The 19,472-nt window shown below is 69.8% G+C and carries 18 protein-coding genes and 1 riboswitch; of the genes, 8 read left to right on the top strand and 10 right to left on the bottom strand.

All coding sequences use genetic code 11. The features are described 5' to 3' along the window. Positions 1–109 precede the first annotated feature (109 nt). The 5 genes from ACWGRX_RS23155 to ACWGRX_RS23175 all read right to left on the bottom strand — a co-directional run bounded on the left by ACWGRX_RS23155 (position 110) and on the right by ACWGRX_RS23175 (position 5,680). Positions 110–1,567 carry a hypothetical protein gene (locus ACWGRX_RS23155; protein WP_452119485.1) on the bottom strand — a complete coding sequence of 486 codons (1,458 nt, stop codon included), beginning with the start codon at positions 1,565–1,567 and terminating at the stop codon, positions 110–112. 75 nt (positions 1,568–1,642) lie between these two features. Beyond that, positions 1,643–2,200, bottom strand: a complete 558-nt coding sequence (locus ACWGRX_RS23160; protein WP_452119486.1) for a hypothetical protein — start codon at positions 2,198–2,200, stop codon at positions 1,643–1,645. Further along, on the bottom strand, positions 2,197–3,750 hold the full coding sequence (locus ACWGRX_RS23165) for a hypothetical protein (RefSeq protein WP_452119487.1): 1,554 nt from the start codon (positions 3,748–3,750) through the stop codon (positions 2,197–2,199). The genes ACWGRX_RS23160 and ACWGRX_RS23165 overlap by 4 nt, the downstream gene beginning before the upstream one ends. 194 nt (positions 3,751–3,944) lie before the next feature. Beyond that, positions 3,945–4,868: a hypothetical protein gene (locus ACWGRX_RS23170; RefSeq protein WP_452119488.1), complete on the bottom strand. Its 924-nt coding sequence runs from the start codon at positions 4,866–4,868 to the stop codon at positions 3,945–3,947. 50 nt (positions 4,869–4,918) lie between these two features. Beyond that, positions 4,919–5,680 (bottom strand): OmpA family protein, encoded by a 762-nt coding sequence (locus tag ACWGRX_RS23175; protein ID WP_452119489.1) that lies wholly within the window; start codon positions 5,678–5,680, stop codon positions 4,919–4,921. Between the two features lie 86 nt (positions 5,681–5,766). Between ACWGRX_RS23175 and ACWGRX_RS23180 the strand changes: the two genes are divergently transcribed. Continuing rightward, positions 5,767–6,795: a hypothetical protein gene (locus ACWGRX_RS23180; protein ID WP_452119490.1), complete on the top strand. Its 1,029-nt coding sequence runs from the start codon at positions 5,767–5,769 to the stop codon at positions 6,793–6,795. 31 nt (positions 6,796–6,826) lie between these two features. On the opposite strand, the gene ACWGRX_RS23185 is transcribed toward ACWGRX_RS23180, so the two are convergent. From ACWGRX_RS23185 to cobD, 3 genes are all read right to left on the bottom strand, one after another. Next, the gene (locus ACWGRX_RS23185) at positions 6,827–7,318 is read right to left on the bottom strand and encodes a MarR family winged helix-turn-helix transcriptional regulator (protein ID WP_452119491.1); all 492 of its coding nucleotides are present in this window, start codon (positions 7,316–7,318) and stop codon (positions 6,827–6,829) included. A gap of 217 nt (positions 7,319–7,535) precedes the next feature. Beyond that, a complete protein-coding gene (locus ACWGRX_RS23190; protein ID WP_452119492.1) occupies positions 7,536–8,507 on the bottom strand; it encodes a D-2-hydroxyacid dehydrogenase in 972 nt (323 codons plus the stop codon). A 165-nt stretch (positions 8,508–8,672) separates the two neighbouring features. Beyond that, positions 8,673–9,698: a threonine-phosphate decarboxylase CobD gene (gene cobD, locus ACWGRX_RS23195; protein WP_452119493.1), complete on the bottom strand. Its 1,026-nt coding sequence runs from the start codon at positions 9,696–9,698 to the stop codon at positions 8,673–8,675. On the opposite strand from cobD, the gene cbiB reads away from it, so the two are divergent. Further along, positions 9,697–10,677: an adenosylcobinamide-phosphate synthase CbiB gene (cbiB, locus tag ACWGRX_RS23200; RefSeq protein ID WP_452119494.1), complete on the top strand. Its 981-nt coding sequence runs from the start codon at positions 9,697–9,699 to the stop codon at positions 10,675–10,677. The genes cobD and cbiB overlap by 2 nt on opposite strands. A gap of 7 nt (positions 10,678–10,684) precedes the next feature. Here cbiB and cobO read toward each other — a convergent pair whose 3' ends face one another. Then, positions 10,685–11,296: a cob(I)yrinic acid a,c-diamide adenosyltransferase gene (gene cobO / locus ACWGRX_RS23205; RefSeq protein WP_452119495.1), complete on the bottom strand. Its 612-nt coding sequence runs from the start codon at positions 11,294–11,296 to the stop codon at positions 10,685–10,687. Positions 11,297–11,309: 13 nt separating this feature from the next. Next, complete coding sequence (cobU, locus tag ACWGRX_RS23210; RefSeq protein ID WP_452119496.1) at positions 11,310–11,822, bottom strand: bifunctional adenosylcobinamide kinase/adenosylcobinamide-phosphate guanylyltransferase; 513 nt, start codon at positions 11,820–11,822, stop codon at positions 11,310–11,312. Between the two features lie 123 nt (positions 11,823–11,945). Next, positions 11,946–12,125, top strand: a riboswitch (cobalamin riboswitch). 38 nt (positions 12,126–12,163) lie between these two features. Between cobU and ACWGRX_RS23215 the strand changes: the two genes are divergently transcribed. The 6 genes from ACWGRX_RS23215 to cobG all read left to right on the top strand — a co-directional run bounded on the left by ACWGRX_RS23215 (position 12,164) and on the right by cobG (position 19,468). Next, positions 12,164–12,337, top strand: a complete 174-nt coding sequence (locus tag ACWGRX_RS23215; RefSeq protein WP_291636049.1) for a CbtB domain-containing protein — start codon at positions 12,164–12,166, stop codon at positions 12,335–12,337. A 12-nt stretch (positions 12,338–12,349) separates the two neighbouring features. Further along, positions 12,350–13,093 carry a CbtA family protein gene (locus tag ACWGRX_RS23220; protein WP_452119497.1) on the top strand — a complete coding sequence of 248 codons (744 nt, stop codon included), beginning with the start codon at positions 12,350–12,352 and terminating at the stop codon, positions 13,091–13,093. Between the two features lie 48 nt (positions 13,094–13,141). After that, positions 13,142–13,567, top strand: coding sequence for a DUF1636 family protein (locus tag ACWGRX_RS23225; protein ID WP_452119498.1), 426 nt, complete (start codon positions 13,142–13,144; stop codon positions 13,565–13,567). After that, on the top strand, positions 13,564–14,613 hold the full coding sequence (cobW, locus tag ACWGRX_RS23230; RefSeq protein ID WP_452119499.1) for a cobalamin biosynthesis protein CobW: 1,050 nt from the start codon (positions 13,564–13,566) through the stop codon (positions 14,611–14,613). The genes ACWGRX_RS23225 and cobW overlap by 4 nt, the downstream gene beginning before the upstream one ends. 62 nt (positions 14,614–14,675) lie before the next feature. Next, the gene (gene cobN, locus ACWGRX_RS23235; RefSeq protein WP_452119500.1) at positions 14,676–18,179 is read left to right on the top strand and encodes a cobaltochelatase subunit CobN; all 3,504 of its coding nucleotides are present in this window, start codon (positions 14,676–14,678) and stop codon (positions 18,177–18,179) included. After that, on the top strand, positions 18,176–19,468 hold the full coding sequence (gene cobG / locus ACWGRX_RS23240; protein ID WP_291646365.1) for a precorrin-3B synthase: 1,293 nt from the start codon (positions 18,176–18,178) through the stop codon (positions 19,466–19,468). Before cobN ends, cobG begins: the two co-directional genes overlap by 4 nt. The last annotated feature ends 4 nt before the right edge of the window (positions 19,469–19,472 follow it).

Below are 19,472 nucleotides of genomic sequence, written 5' to 3' on the forward strand. Positions count from 1 at the left end.
GATCTTGGGCAGGGGTTTTGGGGAAGACGGAAGGTGACCGGCAGCGCTCAGGCGGTGCAGGTCAGGCTAACCGGGCCGTGGAGCCCGGGGCATCGCGGCTCGAACCCGCTCAGCGGCGCTTGATCTCGATCGAGAGCGGCTTCGGTTCCTCGATCCGGATGACCGGGAAGGCCGTGATGCCGCTGCGGATCGCCGTGGGGTTGAAGACGAGGCGGGTGGCGCTCGACTTCGAAGCGACGACCGCAGGCCCGGTCCCGGGCTGGAACTTGCCCTTGGCCGGCGCGACTGGCTCGAGCGCCAGTCCGCAGATTTCCTGTGCGTCGATCTGGAGGCTGGTTGCCTCCGCGACATCGACCGCAGACTCGCTGTAGCGCGGGGTCAGCTCGTAGACCTGCGCATCGCAGCTGCTGCCGGCCGGCGGTGACAGCATGACCAGCCGCGCCAGCGCCGGGCCCGAGACTGCCGCAGGCACCGAACCCTGCGGCCCCGTCTGGAGCTGGCTCGATCCGGCCTGGCCACTCGGTCCGGCCGGAGGCGTGGAAAGCGTAAGCGACGGTGGGGCCTGGTCGGGCCCGCGAGCGCCAGGGTCGCGCAGCGCATACCAGGCCGCACCGGCACCACCCGCGAGCAGGACCGCGGCCGCTGCGACCAGCGGCAGCCGCGAAGAGGAGGAACGCGACGGCTTCTCACCAAGCACCGAGCCCCGGGAGAACGGCGCGGCTGCCGGCTCGGAGGTGTTGGTGGACGCCTCTGCGGCCGGGCGCGGTTGCGGGGCTGCCTGACCAGGAGGCTCGGCGGCAGAAGCAGGCTGTGGCGGCTGCTTCGCCGGCGCGGGTTCGAACGGCTTCAGCGCCATCGAGGCCGAGACCGGGGCGACAGGCTGCGCCGGCTCCGGCGCCACCGCCTGCGGCTGGAAGGAACCGGAGCGCAGATAGAGTTCGATCGGCGCCACGATATCGGCGAGCGAAGCAACGATGGCGATGTAATGCGGCTGATTGCCGAGGATCTTGCCGAGGATGCCCGCCGCACGCTCCGCCTCGTCGCCATGCGGCACCAAGGCCAGCACCGGGGTCGCACCATGCTCGGCATCGGCGAAGAGATGGCGCGAGCGGTCGATCTTGGTGGTGAGATGGTATTCCTGCTGGGTGACGCGCGCCTCCGCGGCGATGTCGGCGACGGACAGGTCGATCGCGCCGGTGCCCCAGATCAGCAGCCTGGCTTCGGCGGCCTTGTGCGTCACCGCCTCGCCATGGACGAGCGCGCAATGCGCGGCCAGCGTCGGAACCATCCAGCTCTTGCCCTGGTCGATCGCGCCGGACGCGGCGAGACGATAGCTGCCGCCATCGGGCAGGCCGAGGATCTGGCGCAGCGGCTCCCCGGGGCGCAGGAGATTGCTGTACTGCGTGCTCCAGGGCTCGCAGACCTCGGAACTCTCTGTCGCGAGCACGACCCGAGAGACCGGCACGCGCGCCGACCAGGCAAGCTTCTTCAGGATGATGGGCTGGTCGGTGGTGGGCACGACGACGAAGACGCCGGAACGCCTGACGTTCTGATCTCCTGAAGCCATTTCCCTCTCTCGCCAGACGCTGCCGTACCGGAAGCCAAGCCTAGACCCGCCGCCTCTCGCGGCACCTGCTTGACGTTACAGCAGATAAACGCCCGCGAGCGGGTTGGCGAGCATCAATCGCAGCAGATCGCGCTCGGCGTCCTGGCGCGGCAGATCGATGACGATGTGCTTGTCGACCGGCGCCGGCAAAGCCAGACGGACGACGCCCTCGATCGAGACCACCTCGATCATGGTCGGAGCCGGCACCGAGTCCGACAGGCACTGGATGACGAGCGCCGGCGGGGCATCGTCCTCCTCGATCACGTCGAGCTCGAAGGAACCGATGCGCCGGTGGGTCGCGCTGCTGTCATAGGCGGCAGCGGCCAGCTCGCTACGCGCCACCGCCTGGAAGGAGAGCAGGCGGCGATAGAGCCTTGCCGCCTCGGGATCGGTGCGGATGGCGCGCTCGGCGGCGAAATTGACGGGATCGCCCTTGATCCGGCGGGCATGAGCCCAGAGATCGGCACGGCTGATGCTCGCAGCCGCAGTCTCCTCGGTCTCGGTGCTGGCCAGCGCGGCCAGGACCAACCGGGCGGTCGCGCGGCCGATCAGCGGATCATCCTCGATCGGAGCCTGGGTAGCGAAATCTGTCATGGCCGTTTCAACCGCCCTTGATAGCGCTGCGAAAACACTTCGGTGAAGCGCGCCTCGTCGAGCGCGGCCTGGGCAGCCAGGTCGACCGTCTCGCCGAAGCGCCTTTGTTGCCTGATGATCCGCTGCAGGGCTCCCGCCACGGTTCTCAGTGCTCCACCATGCCTTGCGAAGGTCAGCGCCAGTTTCGCATCGTCGATGCGGAAACTGGCGCGATCATGGCGCCAGCGCCGCAGCACCTTCTGTCCCTCGGCTCTGACCGAGGCGCCGGCCGGGCCCTCCAGCGCATCGAGCGCGACGCCGATCAGCAGGAGTTCGTCGAAGCGCTTGCCCAATGCCGCCAGCGCCCGGGCGATACCGGGATAGTCGAAGGGCTCGGGGCTCTGGTCGACCTGCCCGCGATTGGAGCCGGCGACGCGACGGCTGGCTTCGACCAGCCGGTTCTCCCAGGGCGCAACCGCCCGCGAGCGCGCCAAGGTCAGCGGCTGCTCATGCGCGATCGGCAGGAGCGCGATGGCCCGGCCGATGGATTCGCGTTCCTCCTTGTTGAGGAACTTCGGATCGGCCGGCAGGCGCATCAGCGCGGCGTAGACCCGCTCGCGCACCGCCCCGTCCTCGTCCTCCTCCTCGGGCTCGTCATCGGCCTCCTCGTCGAGATCCTCGGGCTCGAGCTCACCGATCAGCGCCTGCTGATCGAGCCAGGCGATCAGCGCCTCCTCCGGGTTCTCCGAAGGCTGGCGCGCCATCAGCGCATCCATCGAGGCCGGAGCCATGAAATCGCGCCGGCCGACGCTGGAGCGCTCCTCGCGCATCAGCGCGCTGAAACGCTCGGCGAAGCGGGCAAAGCTCCAGGTCTCGCCATGCAGCAGGGCGAAGCTCCAGAGCGAGACGAGATCGTCGGGATCGAATTCGCGCTGACGCTCGCGCCGGCCGCTGGCATTGAGGAAGGCCTCGCGCTGACGGATCAGGTCGGCGAAGGCGAGCAGCGGCAAATGGCGCCGGCGCCAGGCGCGCATGAAGCGGGCCGGCTCCTGCACCGCCCGTTTCAGCCCGTCCTCATCGAAGGCGGGCAGGGCGAAGATCGCATCGAGCGCGTTGCGCAGGGCGGCCAGGCCGCCCTCGGAGCGCTCATCCGCCTCCGCTGCGAACAGGAAATCGGCCAGGCCGAGCGCTCGCCTGATCCGGCTCCAGGAAAAAGAGCGGGTCTTGCCGCCGCCATACGACAGGACGACCTCGGTCGCGGAGGCCTCGATCGCGGCGCCGGCCAGCTCGACGCCGACGGACTTCTCCTGCCGCAGCGGCCGGAGGAGGATGCCAGCCTCGTCGAGCAGGCAGCCTATGGCCGCGTCGCGGGCCGGCATGCGCGGGCCGGCGGTCAACGCCCCCAGCGCGAACAGCACCTGCAACATGTCCCAGAGCGGCAGGTCGGCGTTTTCCGAGCCGCCGCCGGTGATAGCGAGAACGAACTTCTCAGTGTCCCGGGCGGAGAAACGGCGCGAAGAGGCAATGGTGCCGATCTCCGCGACCCGTGCCGGGTCGATGCCCCAATCCATTTGCAAATTGCCCGCATCCAGCATCGGACACGATCATCAGGAGCGGAAACCCAGCCCTTCCGCCTGCGCCGTCCACAATGCTAATTTCTGCCACATTTAAAATAACAAGCCACCCGGCCCCTGTCGACCGGGTGGCATTTTCTTATAGCAACGCCGGCAATAATGGTTACCCGGCTGCTATTTCAGTCAGATTGTCAGCGGGTCGAGACCTTGCTGACGATCAGGCGATTGCCGGCGAAGGTAATCTGCCCGTTGAGACCGACCAGCTCCATCATCAGGCGGAAATTGCGGGTCAGGCGGGCCGAGTCCGACGAGGTGCTGTAGAAGAAATCAGCCGAGTTGCCGGTCATCCGCACGGTGCGGTGGCTGCGATAGCACCCCCAGCGCACGAACTCGCTCTCGATCCGGTCGACTTCCGAGGTGGTGAACTCGCGCAGCTGGATCTCGAAATCGGTCGGGAGATTGGCGCAGCCGTCGCCCTGGGCCACGGCGACGCCACCGCCGACACCGTCCTTGCCACCGCCGGCAATGCCGGGCTGGCGGGCGAAGCCTTCGAGCTTCTGCGCGATCGCGGCGCCGAGATCGGTCGCCAGGACGCGAGAATGGGTGCCGACGGTCTCGAGCAGGCATTCGGCGCCGCAAGGATTGGGCAGCGCCGGCAGCTGGAAGCCGCCGACCTCGAAGGCCGCGATGAACTGGCCGCTGCGCACGTTCAGCACGCGGCCGGCGATGCGGATCTCGGGGTAGCGGATGTCGGCGGCGCCCGCACGGCGCGCCGAAGCGTAGATCTGATAGACGACCATGGCGTCGATCGGCGTCGAGACCGCCCGCGCGATCTCGATCAGCTCGGCGTCGCGGCGGCGGACGCGGCCGGTCGGCGTGATGCCGAGGGCCAGGCTGGTCTCGTCATAGACCTGGAAGCCGCGGGTGTTGAGATATTCCGAGAGCTGGAGCTGCACCCGGTTGAAGATGCGGTTATTGCGCGGAACCGTATCGGGATCGGCATCATCCGACATCACCAGCAGATTGATGCGGGAATTGGTCGACTGGGCGCTGGCGGCGGCTGCGCATGAGAGCAGCAGAGCGAGGCCGAGCATGAGACGCTTGAAGAAGGCCATGGTGGTTACCCCTGGAGGCAGGCGGTTGAAGCGAGAAGGCGACCGGCAGATCAGCCGGTGATGGCGATGATTTCCACCCGGCGATTGACCGGCGAATAAGGGTTGCGCGGATTGCGCAGCATGTCCGGGCCGAAGCCGTGCGGCTGCAAGCGGCCGCCGTCGACGCCACCATAGCCCATCAGCCAGTTGCGGACCGAGGCCGCGCGATCCTGGGACAAGGCGACATTGTAGTCGTAATCGCCGTCCTGGCTGGTATGCCCGGCGATCAAGAAGCGCTGATCGGCCAAGATCGGATCGCGCAGCGCCACCGCAAGACGCGACAGCGCCTGCTGCGCGCCCGGGCGCAGGGCAGCGGAATTATTGGCGAAGAACACCGTGACCTCGACGCGACGGCTCAGATCGATCTCGACCTCGCCGTAGGAGCGGGTGCGGATGCGACGGGTCACCGGTGCGCTGCGCCGGCCGGGGCTGCGGTCATGTGGCGCGAGGGAGCGCAGAATATTGGTGGCGGCCTGATCGGTCTGCGCCAGCGCCGGCACGGAAGCCAGAAGAGGCAGAGCCGTGAACAATCCGCCAAATGTCCGGCGCGTCATGTTCTGATGAAGCGCGGCGCTTTCGTGGTCATGATCTGCGATCTTCACGATCGGTTCCCCCAGGTTGACTTGTCGTATAGTCATATTGCCTCGACAAAGCGACGACCAGCCCGACGCGGAGCGGACGCAGCAATGGCGTTGCCAGAGCCTTGCACGCTTCTGGTGACTTTTCGCGGGGCCCCGCATTTTTCGTGGAACGACACATCTGCGATTTCGCATCGGCCGCTCTCAGGCCACCGGCGAAAGCAGCCCAGAGCCGGCCAAGGACCGGACAACGTGCTCGCCACTCAATGAGGAGACCCGCAATGGGCTTCCAGACCGACCTTGCCGCCACGACCCGCATCCCCGGCGGAAGCCGCCGCAGCAGCCTCGCCGTCGTCGCCCTCGCCATCATCATCTCGGCCGGCGCAGCGCTCGCCCAGCCCGACCGCGACGGCGCAGCCGCGAACCCGATGCCGAACTTCACGGAAACGGCGCCCGCCGGCGCGCCGAAGATCACGGAACGGCCGCAGTCGCTGCGCCTGGAATTCTCCGCCCGCACCATCACCCTCGGTGTCGTGCAGGCTGCCCGTGAAATCATGACCACGGGCGCGATCCCCTTCGCGCCGGGCAGCTGGGAGGTCACCTCCGAGGCCCAGCGCGCCATCGGCCGCCTGCGCAACGAGTTCCGTGGCAATGTACCGAAGGGCGCTGCCTTCGCGATCCTGGTCTCCGGCGGCGACGAGGTCGTCAACTACCGCCGGGCGCGCGGCCTGCGCACAGCGCTGATCGAGCAGCAGCTCGAGGAAGCCGCCCAGATCGTGATCGCGGCCCGCGCCACAGGCGAGGGCCAGAGCGGCGACACCGGCAAGGCCCGCGTCGACCTCGTCCCGCTCGATCCCAGCCGCTGCGGCGGCTGCGGCAGCACGCCGTTCCGGACCATCGCGCTCGACACCGGCGTCTCGAAGCTGGTGCGTGCCACCGCGGAGGATGTCGTCGTCGCGGTTTCCTCGCCGAACGCGGCGGAGAAGCAGGACAGCGACATCACGGCCAAGCCGCTGCCGGCACCGCGCCCCCGCCTGAGCGAGGACCGGCCCACCATCGTGCCGGCTCCTGCGCCGCAACGCGCCCGCGCCGTCCGTCCCGAGGCGCCTGCGCTGGCGGTGCCAGCTGCACCGCCGCGCCCTGTCGCCCGGACCGCGATGACCGAGCGTGACAGCTATCAGGCACCGAAGCGGCGCGCGGCGCGCAGCCGGGCCGGCTGTCCGCAGCCCGACATCATCATCGACGACTACTATCCGGGCGGACCGCTGGTCGGCTGCGACGGCTCCTACGGCCCGCGCCCGCGCTGGTGACTGAGATCGCGGCGGCCATTGGCAGCCGCGTTCATTCCTTGCCCGGATCCTGATCGATCCGGGGTTCGGCGAGATTGCGCTGGACCATGCCGAGATAGGCCAGGAAGCGCTCGCGATCCTCGGGAGAAAAACCCTCGGTCGCCTTCTCGACGACACCGACCGCCAACGGCATGAGCGTCGCCTTCAGCGCCCGCCCCTTCGGCGTCAGCCAGACATGCAGCTTGCGGCGGTCGGCGGCATTGCGCTCGCGCAGGACGAGACCGCTTTTCTCCATGCCGGCGATGGCGCTCAGCGTCGTCGGCTCCATGGTGCCGATCCGGTGCGACAGCTCGCGTTGGGTGAGCCCGTCTTCCTGCCAGAGCGCACGCAGGAAGTACCACATGCCGAGCGTGACGCCGTGCGGCTCGATCCGCTCCTGCAGATAGCGCTGCGAAGCCCGGTGTGCCATGCGCAGCTGGTAGCCGACGCTGGTCGCAAGCGGCAGCTCGTTCTCTTCGTCCGCGCGGTCATTCGGGTCGGCCATGCGCGAATCGTCCCACGCGCGATATTGCGCCGCCAGATCATAGCCCACGCGTCTGCCGGCGCCCATGGTCCGCCGCCCCTGCGCGGGCATCTGGCGCGGTCAGACGAGATGGCTGCGGCCGGGCTGCAGCGCGCCCGCCAGAGCTGTCTCGTCCGGCGGCAAGACGACCCCGCTCGACATGCCGGGCGGCGCCCCCCCCCCCCCGCGAACGGAGGACTCAAACGACCTGATTATGGAGCTCCGCGTCGCCGCGCTCGAGGCGCCCGAGATTTTCCAGCAGCATGTCGACGATATTGCGTTCATAGGCGCGCGTCTCGCCGGCGCTGTGCGGGGTGACCAGCGCATTGGACAGGGTCCAGAGCGGAGAATCCGCCGGCAGCGGCTCCTCATGGACACAGTCGATGCCGGCGCCGGCGAGGCGGCCGGATGCCAGGGCCGCGATCAGCGCGGCTTCGTCGACGACACGGCCGCGCGCGACATTGATCAGAAAGGCCGAGGGCTTCATAGCCGCGAGCGCGGCAGCATCGATCAGCCCCTCGGTTTCCGGCGTGAGCGGGCAGGTCAGCGCGACGATATCCGCCGCAGCGAGCACGCTGGCGAGTTCGGTCGGCGGTACGATCTTCTCGATCCCCGGCTCGCTGCCGCCGCGGCGGCGCACGCCGATGACATGCATGCCGAAGGCGCCGGCGAGGGCTGCGAGCCGCATGCCGATGCGGCCAAGCCCGACCACGACCAGCGTCTTGCCACCGAGTTCGTCCTCACGGCGGGTACGGTCGCCGATCATCGGCCGCCAGAAATGCCTAGCCTGGTTGTCGCGAGCGAGATGGAGCTGACGCGCCAATGCCAGGATCAGCGACATCGCATGCTCGGCAACAGCCCGTTCATTGCTGCCCTGGCCACTGGCGAGGCGGATGCCGTCGGCGGCGAGGCGCTGCTTGTCGAACTGGTCGGTGCCGGCACTGACAGACTGGATGAAGCGCAATTTTTCGGCGCCATCGAGCATCTCGTTGCGCCAGAGACCGGAGACGACCAGCACATCCGCTTCATGCGCCCTTGCCTTCAGTTCATCGACGGTGCGCACCTCGAAGCTCGCCGCCTCGCCGTGCCGCGCCAGATACTCGTCGCGAAGCTCATAGGCGGCATGGGCGAAGCCGATGGTCAGGGCGTTCCGCTTCGGCCAAGGCTGCATGTCGTTTTCTCCGGGAATTCAGAATCGGGCACAGGGGCGCGACGATAGCCTGCGATCGCACGCCCGTCGCCATCGCACCCTGCCCGATCGGCGACGCCTCCCAGCCAGCCAACGGAGGCGCTCCGGATTGGCCCGCGAGCCGACCCCAGGGGGAGCACAGCGCGGCTACGACCAGCGCCCGTCGCCTTCGGCGCCGAGGACGGTCTCGAGCCGGACCCAGCCCGGCTCGTCGCCCGGCAGGCCGAAGCGCAGGCGCGACGGATCATGCCGGAAGCGCCTGACATAGATGCCCGCCCGCCCGAGGCGCTCGAACAGGGCCGGCGCCGCGGATGTCTCGAGCAGGCGATAGAGTATGGTTCCGCCGACGACGCGGCCAGATTTGGCGAGCAGGGCGTCGAGCCGGCGCGCATCGGCGGCACGGGCCTTTTCCTGCGCCGCGAGCCAGCCGGCATCGCCGAGCGCCTGAGTGCCGATTTCGAGTGCCGGTCCCGCCACCGCCCAGGGGCCGAGCATGCCGCGCAACGCCTCGACATGCCGGCTCTCGCCGATCGCGAAGCCGAGCCGCACCCCGGCCAGACCATAGGCCTTGCCGAAGGAACGCAGCACCAGCGTCGCTTGCGGCAAGGTCGGAACGAGACTGGCGCCGGGCTGGAAGTCAGCGAAGGCCTCGTCGATCACCAGCAGGCCACCGCGCGCTGCAAGACTGTCTGCCACGGCCGTCAGCGCCGGCAGATCGACAATATGGCCATCGGGATTGTTGGGATTGACCACGACCACGACATCAGCCGCGCCGGCCTCGGCGAGATCGGCGATCTCACGAACCTCGCAGCCGGCTTTCCGCCAGGCCAGCTCGTGCTCGCCATAGGTCGGCCCGAGCACCGCCACGCGCGCCTGCGGCGCGAGGCGCGGCAAGAGCTCGATCAGAATCTGCGTGCCGGGAGCCGCGACCACGCCGCTTTCCGGCCGGACGCGATAGGCGCGCCCTGCCGCCGCCAGCAATGCCGCCTCCTCGCGCCCCCCGGGCAGACGCTGCCAGAGACTTAACGGCAGCGCCGGAAGCGGATAGGGGAAGGGGTTGATACCGGTCGAGAGATCGATCCAGGGCTCCGGCGCATCGTGAAAGAGCGCTTTGGCCGTGGCGAGATCGCCGCCATGCCAGATCGCCCCTTCCGTCCCTGCTCCATCCGCCATGATCTTCCCCGACGCTTTGCCGCTGCTCCTCGCCGCCCTGATCATCGAGGCGGCGATCGGCTATCCGGCGCGCTTGTACGCATGGATCGGCCATCCCGTCACCTGGATCGGGGCGCTGATCGCGGCGCTGGACCGCAGGCTGAACCGCGAGAGCGCCGCCTTCTCCAGAAGGCGTCTCGCCGGTCTCGCGGCACTCGCCATCCTGCTTTGCGTGACGCTGGTGGCGAGCCTCGTCCTGCTCTGGCTCTGCCGCCTGGCGGGTGCCTTTGCCCTGCTGCCGCTCGCTTTGCTCGCTTCGACCTTGCTGGCGCAGCGCAGCCTTTACGAGCATGTCGCCGCCGTCGCCGAGGGGCTCGAGAAGGATGGATTGCATGGCGGGCGCAAGGCGGTCGCGATGATCGTCGGGCGCGATCCTGAGAGCCTCGACGAGGCCGGAGTGGCGCGGGCCGCGATCGAGAGTCTGTCGGAGAATTTCTCCGACGGCATCATCGCGCCGGCCTTCTGGCTCGGCGTGTGCGGCTTGCCGGGCGCGGCCCTCTACAAGGCAATCAACACAGCCGATTCGATGATCGGCCACAAATCGCCGCGCCATCTCGCCTTCGGCTGGGCGGCGGCGCGGCTCGACGACCTCGTCAACCTGCCGGCCTCGCGGCTGACCGCCCTGCTGCTGATCGGTGCGGCGGCGCTCGACCGGCAGGCCGATGCCTCCGCCGCCTGGCGCGCCGTGCACCGCGACGCAAGGCGCCACCGCTCGCCCAATGCCGGCTGGCCGGAGGCGGCAATGGCGGGGGCGCTCGGGCTTCGGCTCGCCGGGCCGCGCGTCTATGGCGCGGTCAGGGTCGAGGATGGCTGGATGGGCGACGGACGGGCCGAGGCGAAGGCGGCCGACATCCGACGGGCGCTCGGGCTCTACCGGAAATCCTGCCTGATCCTGTGGGGGCTGGCGGGGCTCGGCAGCCTCACAGTGCTGGCTGGCTGAGCGACGCTCAGAACTCGATCCCCTCCTGCGCCTTCACGCCGGCGGCGAAATGGTGCTTCACCAGCGTCATCTCGGTGACGAGATCGGCGGCGTCGATCAACTCCGGCTTGGCGTTGCGGCCGGTGACGACGATGTGGAGACCGGGCCGGCGCGCCTGCAGCACCGCCACGACCTCGGCCAGCGGCAGATAGTCGTAGCGCAGGGCGATGTTGAGCTCGTCCAGCACTAGGAGCCGGATGCTCTCGTCGGCCATCAGCTCCTTCGCCTTCTCGAAGGCTCTCGTCGCGGCGGCAATGTCGCGGGCCTTGTCCTGCGTCTCCCAGGTGAAGCCCTCGCCCATCGAATGCCAGGAGATCTGATCGCCGAAGGCCTCCAGCGCCCTGCGTTCGCCGGTCGACCAGGCGCCCTTGATGAACTGCACGACGCCGATGCGCCAGCCATGGCCGAGCGCCCGCAGGATCAGGCCGAAGGCGGCGGTCGACTTGCCCTTGCCGGGTCCGGTGTTGACGATCAGCAGCCCCTTCTCGAGCGTCTTGCCGGCGACCTCGGCGTCCTGGACAGCCTTGCGCTTCTCCATCTTCGCCTTGTGGCGGGCGGCCTCGCCATCATCGATCGTCATCGCTTCTTCCCTGCTATTTCACCTGCATCGGCAGACCGGCGACCATGAAGACCACGCGCTCCGCCTGACTCGCAAGGCGCTGGTGCAACCGCCCGGCCTCGTCGCGGAAGCGGCGGGCGAGCGCATTCTCCGGCACGATGCCGAGGCCGACCTCGTTCGAAACCAGCACGATCGGCCCCTGCGCCTCGCGGCAGGCGAGCATCAAATCACCTGTGGCGATGGCGATATCGCGCTCGGCCAGGATGAGATTGGTCAGCCAGAGCGTCAGGCAGTCGACCAGCACCGGCCGCCCGCGCGGAACGACACGCAGAGCCTCGGGCAGCGCCATCGGCGCGTCGATCGTCCGCCAGTCCGGAGAGCGGCGGGCCCGGTGCTCGGCGATCCGCGCGCGCATCTCCTCGTCATAGGCCTGGGCGGTGGCGATGTAGATCCAGGGAGCCGGCAGGGCTTCGATCAGCGTCTCGGCATGGCGGCTCTTGCCGGAACGGGCGCCGCCGAGGACGAGGGTGAGCGGTGGAACGGTCATGTCTTGGTCTCCGCGTCGTGCTCGGGCGCAGAGCCGAGCATCTCTTTCAGGAGATTCTCGGCTCTTCGCTACGCTTCCGGCCGAGAATGACGTGAGTGCATTGCACAGCGCCCGCCGGATGGCTAATGATCATCCCCGACGGTGCCTCGGCGACGAGGTGAAAAGGGAACGCGGTGCGATGCCGCGGCTGCCCCCGCAACTGTAAGCGGCGCGTCCTGCGCCATCGGCCACTGGGTTTCCCGGGAAGGCGGAGCAGGACACCAAGCCGTGAGCCAGGAGACCTGCCGTCTTTCGATGTCGTCCAACAGGCTGCCGGTGGGGTGGCCAGGAAGTGAACCAAGATGAATACGGCTACCGTCTCCAGCCAGGCCAGCGTCTCCGAGCGCGCGAAAGCCGTCGCCGCGGCGCTGATCCTCGGCTTCGTGCTGGTCTACACCGTCGGCTTCGCGGCCTCCGCGAATGTCCACAATGCGGCGCATGACGCCCGCCACGGCCTCGCCTTCCCCTGCCACTGACGGGGAAGCCAAATGGTCACGCGTGTTCTCACGGTCAGTCTTCTGGCCGGGCTTCTGGCTGGGCTGCTGATATCGGCGCTCCAGCACGTCACCACGACGCCGCTCATCCTCAAGGCGGAGACCTATGAGGCGGCGCTGCGCGCGCAGCCCGCACCGATGCAGGCGGCTTTCACCGGCGAAGCCCGCATCCACCTCGCGCACGGCCCGGCCGCGCATGGGGACGAGCATGAATGGAAGCCGCAGGACGGTTTCCAGCGCACCGCCTTCACCAGCCTGGTGACGATCGGCACCGCGATCGGCTTCGCCGCCCTGTTGCTCGCCGGCATGATCGCGGCGAACGAGCGGATCGACGAGCGCCGGGCCCTGGCCTGGGCGGTCTGCGGCTTCCTCGCCTTCGGGCTCGCCCCGGCTATGGGGCTGGCGCCGGAACTGCCGGGCGCAGCCGCGGCGGAGCTACAGCACCGGCAGCTCTGGTGGCTGATGACCGCAGCCGTCACCGCAGGCGCGCTCTTCGTCTTCCTGCGGGTCGAGGCCTCCTGGGCAAGGGCGCTCGCCGTGCTCGCTTTGCTGCTGCCGCATCTGATCGGCGCGCCGCACCCGGTCGCTCCGGAAAGCCGGGTCCCCGCCGAGATCGCGGCGCATTTCGCGGCGCTCTCGCTCGCCATCCAGGCCGCGCTCTGGCTCGCCACCGGCTTCGCCGTCGGCGTGCTCTGGCCCTGGGTCACGCGCCGCAGCGCCGCCACCGCGGCAGCCTGACGCCTCGCGCGGCCGGAAACGGCCGCGCCAGTCCAAGGAAGCAGTCTCATGCTCGAAGGCGATCTCGCCCTCGCGACCGTCGCCCGGCTGGAGCCGGGCTGCACCATCCATGTCTGCACAGCCTGCCGGCGCCAGCGCGACGATCTGCCTGACGGCTATGACCGGCCGGGCGTCGAGCTCGCATCGGCCCTGGCCGCGCGCCTTGCCGGCAGCCGCGTCGCCGTCGTCGAGGTCGAATGCCTCGCCGTCTGCAAGCGGCCGTGCACCATCGCGCTCGCCGCCGACGGCAAGTGGACCTATCTGATCGGTGACCTCGACACCGACAGCCATCTCGACGAGATCGTCGGCGCGGCGCAGAGCTTTGCCGCCAGCGCCAACGGTATCGTTCCCTGGAAGGAAAGACCCGCCTCGTTCCGCAAGGGCGTGGTCGCGCGCGTGCCTCCGCTGCCGCGCCAACAAGGATCAGATCAATGAACGCTCCGCAGAACCCCGCGCTCGGCAAGGTGCCATGCACGATCATCACCGGCTTCCTCGGCGCCGGGAAGACGACCCTCGTCCGGCATCTGCTCGAGAATGCCGGCGGCAAGCGCCTCGCCGTGCTGGTCAACGAATTCGGCGATCTCGGCTTCGACGGCTCCTTCATCGCCGGCTGCGGCATCGAGGGCTGCTCGGAGGATGACATCGTCGAGCTGCCGAATGGCTGCATCTGCTGCACCGTCGCCGATGACTTCGTGCCGGCACTGGAGAAGCTGCTCGACCGGCCGAACCCGCCGCAACACATCCTGATCGAGACCTCGGGCCTCGCTCTGCCGAAGCCGCTGGTCCAGGCCTTCAACTGGCCGGCGATTCGCAGCCGCGTCACCGTCGACGGCGTGATCGCCGTGGTCGACGGGCCGGCCGTCGCCGAGGGCCAGTTCGCCGATGATCCCGAAGCCCTGAAGGCGCAGGCGGCTCAGGACCAGTCGGTCGACCACGACAACCCGCTGGAGGAGGTCTTCGAGGACCAGATCCTCTGCGCCGACCTGATCCTGCTCAACAAGAGCGACCTCGTCGACGCGGAAGGGCGCGAGCGGGTCAAGGCCGAGATCGCCGAGCATCTGCCCAAGGCGATCAAGGTGGTCGAGACCGCTCATGGCAAGGTCGAGCCGGCCCTGATCATCGGGCTGGGCGCCGCCGCCGAAGCCGACCTCGCGGCGCGCCCCTCGCATCATGGCGAGGGCGAGGACCATGATCATGACGATTTCGACAGCGTCGCCCTGCCGCTGCCGGAAGCCGGCTCGCCGGAGGAACTCGTCGCCCGCCTCGCCAAGGCCGCCGAGGCCGAAGGCGTGCTGCGCCTGAAGGGCTTTGCCGCCGTCCCCGGCAAGCGGATGCGGCTCGTCGTGCAGGGCGTCGGCCGACGCATCGGCCACCATTACGACCGCGCCTGGGAGGCCGACGAGGCCCGTGACGGCAGGCTCGTCGTCATCGGCCTCAAGGGCTTCGACCGCTCCGCCGTCGAGGCCGCCCTCAAGGGCTGAAAGCGATGATGTCCGGACGGCGGTCTCGCGCCTTCCGGACATCATGTTGAGAAAGTGATGCGATGCATCTGCTTCCGACCAGCGAGGTGAGGCTCGACGACGGCGAAGACGCCGTCGACCTCGCCTTGCCGCCGGGAGACATCATCGTTCTCTCCTTCAGCGACAGCGATCTTTCGGCGGTGGCGGCGGCCTCTTCGTCATGGTCGGGCTTATCCCGACCATCCACGCCTTCCCTTGGCACGGCCAGTGTTCAAGACATGGATGCTCGCCCCAATCGCGAGCATGACGGAGGAGGCGCGGCATTCACGCTTCGCCTCGTGCCGCTGCGACGCTGCAAGCATCCGCTCTCGATCGACCTCTTGATCGAAAAAACGTTGAGCCGCTCACGTTTCGTGCTGCTGCGCTGCCTGGGTGGGCTCGACAGCTGGCGCTACGGCATCGAGCAGGTCGCCGCCGCCTGCCGGCAGCACGGCGTGGCGCTCGCCGTGCTGCCGGGCGACGACCGGGAGGATGAGCGGCTGGCCGGCCATGGCACGGTGCCGCCGGCTTTCGCGGGCGCGCTGCTGGGCTATTTCCACGCCGGCGGCGGTGCCGAGAACATGCGGCGGCTGCTGGGGCGTATCGACGGTTATCTCGCAACGCCGCCCTCATCCGACCCGGCTGCGCCGGGGAGAAGGTCCCGGCAGGGGGATGAGGGACAGCGCGACCTCGCTGCCCTCCCGCTCCCGCCGCTCTTCGCCCTCGGCCCCGACGCCGCGCCCCTGCCCTGGCGCGCCGCGCTCGCCACCCTGCCGGCCGAAACGCCTCTCGTGCCCGTCCTCGTCTATCGCTCCGGCGTCGCCGCCGGTGACACCGCGATGGTCGAGGCGATCGTCTCGGCCCTCGCCGCGCGCGGCCTCGCACCGCTACCGCTCGCCCTGACCAGCCTCAAGGATGCTACCGTCGCGGCCGGGCTCGCCGAACTGATCGCGGCACGCAAGCCGGCGCTGATCGTCACCAGCACCGCCTTCTCGGCCCGGGAAGGCGAGGGCTTCGTGCTCGACGCTGCCGATTGTCCGATCTTGCAGGCCGTGCCGGTCGGCAGCGCCCGCGAGGCCTGGGAAGCCTCGCCACGCGGGCTTTCCGCCGCCGACCTCGCCATGCAGGCGGCGCTGCCGGAGTTCGACGGCAGGCTCGGCGCGATCCCTGTCGCCTTCAAGCAGGAGGTCAGCGATCCCGCGACCGGCCTCAGCCTGCGCCGGCTCGCGCCCGATGCGGACGGCGTCGCCGCGCTCGCCGAGCTCGCGACGAACTGGGTGGCGTTCGGCCGCAAGCCGGCCGCCGAGCGGCGGCTCGCTCTGGTGATGTCGGACTATCCCGCCCGCGGCGGCCGCGCCGGCTTCGCCGTCGGACTCGACACGCCGGCGAGCGCGCTGGCGATCCGGGAATTGCTGGCCGGGGCGGGATATGATGTCGCCCGCAACGTCGTCCCTACCCTCAGCCCTCATCCTGAGGAGCGGCCTGCAGCCGCTGCTCAGGATGAGGGCTGGCGGTTGATGTCCGCACTCACCGAGGGTCCCGCCGACTTCGCCGTTCCGCTCTCGGCCTATCGCAACTGGCTCGCCACGATTCCAGTGGCCGCCCGCGATGCGCTTATCGCCAGCCATGGCGCCCCCGAAGCCGACCCGGCCTGCAGCGGCGGCGCCTTCAACTTCCGGCTCGTGCGTTTCGGCAAGCTCGCCATCGCGCTGCAACCGGCGCGCGACGCCTCGCCCGATCGCAAGGCGCGCTATCACGATCCCGACGCCCCGCCGGGCCATGGCTATCTCGCCTTCTATCTCGGCTTGCGGGAAGTCGAGCGGGTCGACACCCTGATTCATCTCGGCACCCATGGCACGACCGAATGGCTGCCCGGCAAGGCGGTGGCGCTGTCCGCCGCATGCTGGCCGCGCCTCGCCATCGGCGCACTGCCGGTGATCTACCCCTATGTCGTCGACGACCCCGGCGAGGCGGCCCCCGCCAAGCGCCGGCTTTCGGCCCTGACGCTCGGCCATCTGCCGCCGCCGCTCGCCGCGAGCGAAGCCGCCGGCGAGGCGGCCCTGCTGCGCGACCTTGTCGAGGAATATGCGCAGGCGCAGGTGCTCGATCCGCGCCGCGCCGAGATCGTGGCGCGCGAGATCTTCGACCGGGCGCAGGCGAGCGGCCTCGCCGCGGCCTGCGGTGTCACCTCCGACCAGGACATGCCGAGCGCGCTCGCGGCACTCGACGCGCATCTCTGCGACCTCGCCGAGATGCAGTTCCGCGACGGCCTGCACATCTTCGGCAGCTCGGAAGCCGATCCGGAATCGGCCGCGAACGAGCGTCGCAACCTGCTGAAGGCCCTCGATGCCCGCTTCGTGCCGCCCGGCCCGGCCGGAGCGCCACAGCGCGGCCGCCCGGACGTGCTGCCGACCGGGCGCAACCTCTCGACGCTCGATCCGCGTGCCGTGCCGACACGCGCCGCCGCCAGATTGGGGAGGCTGGCGGCCGAGGCCGTGGTCGCCCGCCATCTCCAGGACGAGGGCGATTATCCGCGCCGCATCGTCATGGATCTCTGGGCGTCGCCGACCCTGCGCTCGGGCGGCGAGGACATAGCGCATGCGCTTCACCTGATGGGCGTCGCGCCGATCTGGGACCATGGCTCGACCCGGGTCACGGGCTTCGCCATCACGCCGCAGGCCAAGCTCGCCCAGCCGCGGCTCGACGTGACGATCCGCATCTCCGGCGCCTTCCGCGACACGTTTCCGGCGCAGATCACCCTGCTCGACACCGCCGCCAGAGCCGTCGCGGCGCTCGACGAGCCCGAGGAATGGAACGAGCCGGCCGCCGCCCGCCGGCGCGGCGAGACCGGCAGCCGGATCTTCGGCGCCGCGCCCGGCCGCTATGGCGCGGCCATGGCCGACCGGGCGCTCGATGGCGACTGGCGCTCGCGCGACGAACTCGGCGCGGCCTATCTCGCAGCCAGCAGCCATGCCTATGGCGGGGCGGACGGGTCAGGACGGGCCGATATCGGCTTCGCGGCAAGGGTCGCGGCGGCCGATGCCTTCATCCATGCCAGCGACACCGCCGGCCGCGACATACTGGAAGCGACAAGCGCGGCCGATGCGATCGGCGGCTTCGTCGCGGCAATGCAGGCGCTGGGCGGAGAGGCGGTGACCTACAGCCTCGATACCTCGGATCCGCAGGCTCCGAAGGCGCGGACGCTCGCCGAGGATGTCTCGCGTATCGTCCATGGCCGGCTCTGCCATCCCCGCTGGATCGCGGGCCATCTCGCCCATGGCTGGCGCGGCGCGGCCGAGCTTGCCGAGGCTGTCGATGCGCTCTTCGTCTATGCCGCGAGCACGGACGCCGTCTCCGACGCCCTGTTCGATGCGGTGTTCCAGGCCTATTGCGGCAATGCCGCGACCTGGCAGGCGCTGGAGGCGGTCAACGCGCCGGCCGCCGCTTCGATCCGCTCGCGTCTCGCCGAGGCGCAGACGCGCGGGCTCTGGCGCAGCCGGCTGAACTCCACGGCGCTGCTCGCCGCCGAGCGGGAGGCGGCGGAATGAGCCTGCCCGCCCCCGCAACGATGCGACGCGGCTGGTGCCCCGGCACCTTGCGGCCGATGCAGACCGGCGATGGCTGGCTGGTGCGGCTGCATCCACCGCGCGGAGCGCTTTCGCCGGCGCAGCTGGCATTTATCGGCGAACTGGCGACCCGCCATGGCAACGGGCAGATCGAGATTTCGAGCCGCGGCAATCTCCAGCTGCGCGGCGTGCGCGAAGAGACACATTCGGCACTGGTCGCGGAACTGCTCGCCGCCGGGCTGGTCGACGAGGCGACGGGCGAGGGGCCGCACCGGCTGGTGCTGGCTTCGCCGCTCGCCGGCCGTGAAGCGGGCGAGTTGCTCGACGCTGCCGCCCTCGCCGCAGCGGTCGAAAGCGCCGGCCGCCGCGTCGCGGGGCTGCCGGCCAAGTTCTCGATCGTGGTCGATGGCGGCGGCCCTCTGGCGCTCGACGATTTTGCGGCCGATCTGCGCTTGCGCGCCGTCGCCATCGAGGCCGTCGCCTTCGGCCTGCCGGGCGGGCTCTGGTTCGGACCGGTCGATCCGGCAACTGCGCCCGCGATCGCCGCGATGCTGCTCACCGGCTTCACCGCCGAGGCGCGCGTCAGAAGCGGCGAGGTCCGGCGCATGCGCGAGCTCGACGACGAGGCGCTGAACGCGCTCGCCGCCGTGTGCGGCCTGGCTCCGATGCCGGCTCCCACGGCGCGCCCTTCCCCTGCACCGGTTGGCGTCGCCGCCGAGCGGGACAACCGTTTCGCAGTCCTCGCCGGCCTGCCCTTCGGCCGCGGCGACGCCGCAAGCCTGGCCCGACTCGCGGAACTGGCCGAGCGTTTCGCGATCGAAGAGATCCGGCTCTCGCCCTGGCGCGGTCTCGGCTTCTGCGGGGTTTCGGGCGCCGCCGCCGAGGAGCTGGCTGCCGCCCTCGCACAAGAAGGCCTCGTGCTCTCGCCAAGCGACCCGCGCCTGCCCGTCTCGGCCTGTGCCGGCGCGCCGGCCTGCGATCGTGCCACCGCAGCGACGCTCGCTGATGCTGGACCTCTGTCGCAGGTCCTGGCGCCCCTGCTGGCGGAGGGGCTGACGCTGCATCTTTCCGGCTGCGTCAAATCCTGCGCCCGCCAGGGCGCTGCCGACCTCACCCTCCTGGCCAGCGAGGCCGGCTACGACGTCATCCTCGCCGGCAGCACCCGTGGCAAGCCGATCGCACATCTGACGCTGGCGGAACTTGTGCGCCGGCTCGAACCGGGTCAGGACATCCGCGCGCGCCTCGAGGCCGCAGCGCACCATCGGGAATGAAGAT

Source organism: Allobosea sp. NPDC055594 (genome assembly GCF_053618995.1).

Coding starts and splice junctions, on each gene's coding strand:
- cobD (WP_452119493.1), bottom strand. CDS start 9,698: ATGGCGGATGGAGCAGGGACGGAAGGGGCGATCTGGCATGGCGGCGAT.
- ACWGRX_RS23180 (WP_452119490.1), top strand. CDS start 5,767: ATGGGCTTCCAGACCGACCTTGCCGCCACGACCCGCATCCCCGGCGGA.
- ACWGRX_RS23160 (WP_452119486.1), bottom strand. CDS start 2,200: ATGACAGATTTCGCTACCCAGGCTCCGATCGAGGATGATCCGCTGATC.
- cobG (WP_291646365.1), top strand. CDS start 18,176: ATGAGCCTGCCCGCCCCCGCAACGATGCGACGCGGCTGGTGCCCCGGC.
- ACWGRX_RS23175 (WP_452119489.1), bottom strand. CDS start 5,680: ATGCGAAATCGCAGATGTGTCGTTCCACGAAAAATGCGGGGCCCCGCG.
- ACWGRX_RS23170 (WP_452119488.1), bottom strand. CDS start 4,868: ATGGCCTTCTTCAAGCGTCTCATGCTCGGCCTCGCTCTGCTGCTCTCA.
- ACWGRX_RS23220 (WP_452119497.1), top strand. CDS start 12,350: ATGGTCACGCGTGTTCTCACGGTCAGTCTTCTGGCCGGGCTTCTGGCT.
- ACWGRX_RS23190 (WP_452119492.1), bottom strand. CDS start 8,507: ATGCAGCCTTGGCCGAAGCGGAACGCCCTGACCATCGGCTTCGCCCAT.
- ACWGRX_RS23225 (WP_452119498.1), top strand. CDS start 13,142: ATGCTCGAAGGCGATCTCGCCCTCGCGACCGTCGCCCGGCTGGAGCCG.
- ACWGRX_RS23185 (WP_452119491.1), bottom strand. CDS start 7,318: ATGGCCGACCCGAATGACCGCGCGGACGAAGAGAACGAGCTGCCGCTT.
- ACWGRX_RS23215 (WP_291636049.1), top strand. CDS start 12,164: ATGAATACGGCTACCGTCTCCAGCCAGGCCAGCGTCTCCGAGCGCGCG.
- cobO (WP_452119495.1), bottom strand. CDS start 11,296: ATGACGATCGATGATGGCGAGGCCGCCCGCCACAAGGCGAAGATGGAG.
- cobU (WP_452119496.1), bottom strand. CDS start 11,822: ATGACCGTTCCACCGCTCACCCTCGTCCTCGGCGGCGCCCGTTCCGGC.
- cobW (WP_452119499.1), top strand. CDS start 13,564: ATGAACGCTCCGCAGAACCCCGCGCTCGGCAAGGTGCCATGCACGATC.
- cobN (WP_452119500.1), top strand. CDS start 14,676: ATGCATCTGCTTCCGACCAGCGAGGTGAGGCTCGACGACGGCGAAGAC.
- ACWGRX_RS23155 (WP_452119485.1), bottom strand. CDS start 1,567: ATGGCTTCAGGAGATCAGAACGTCAGGCGTTCCGGCGTCTTCGTCGTC.
- ACWGRX_RS23165 (WP_452119487.1), bottom strand. CDS start 3,750: ATGGATTGGGGCATCGACCCGGCACGGGTCGCGGAGATCGGCACCATT.
- cbiB (WP_452119494.1), top strand. CDS start 9,697: ATGATCTTCCCCGACGCTTTGCCGCTGCTCCTCGCCGCCCTGATCATC.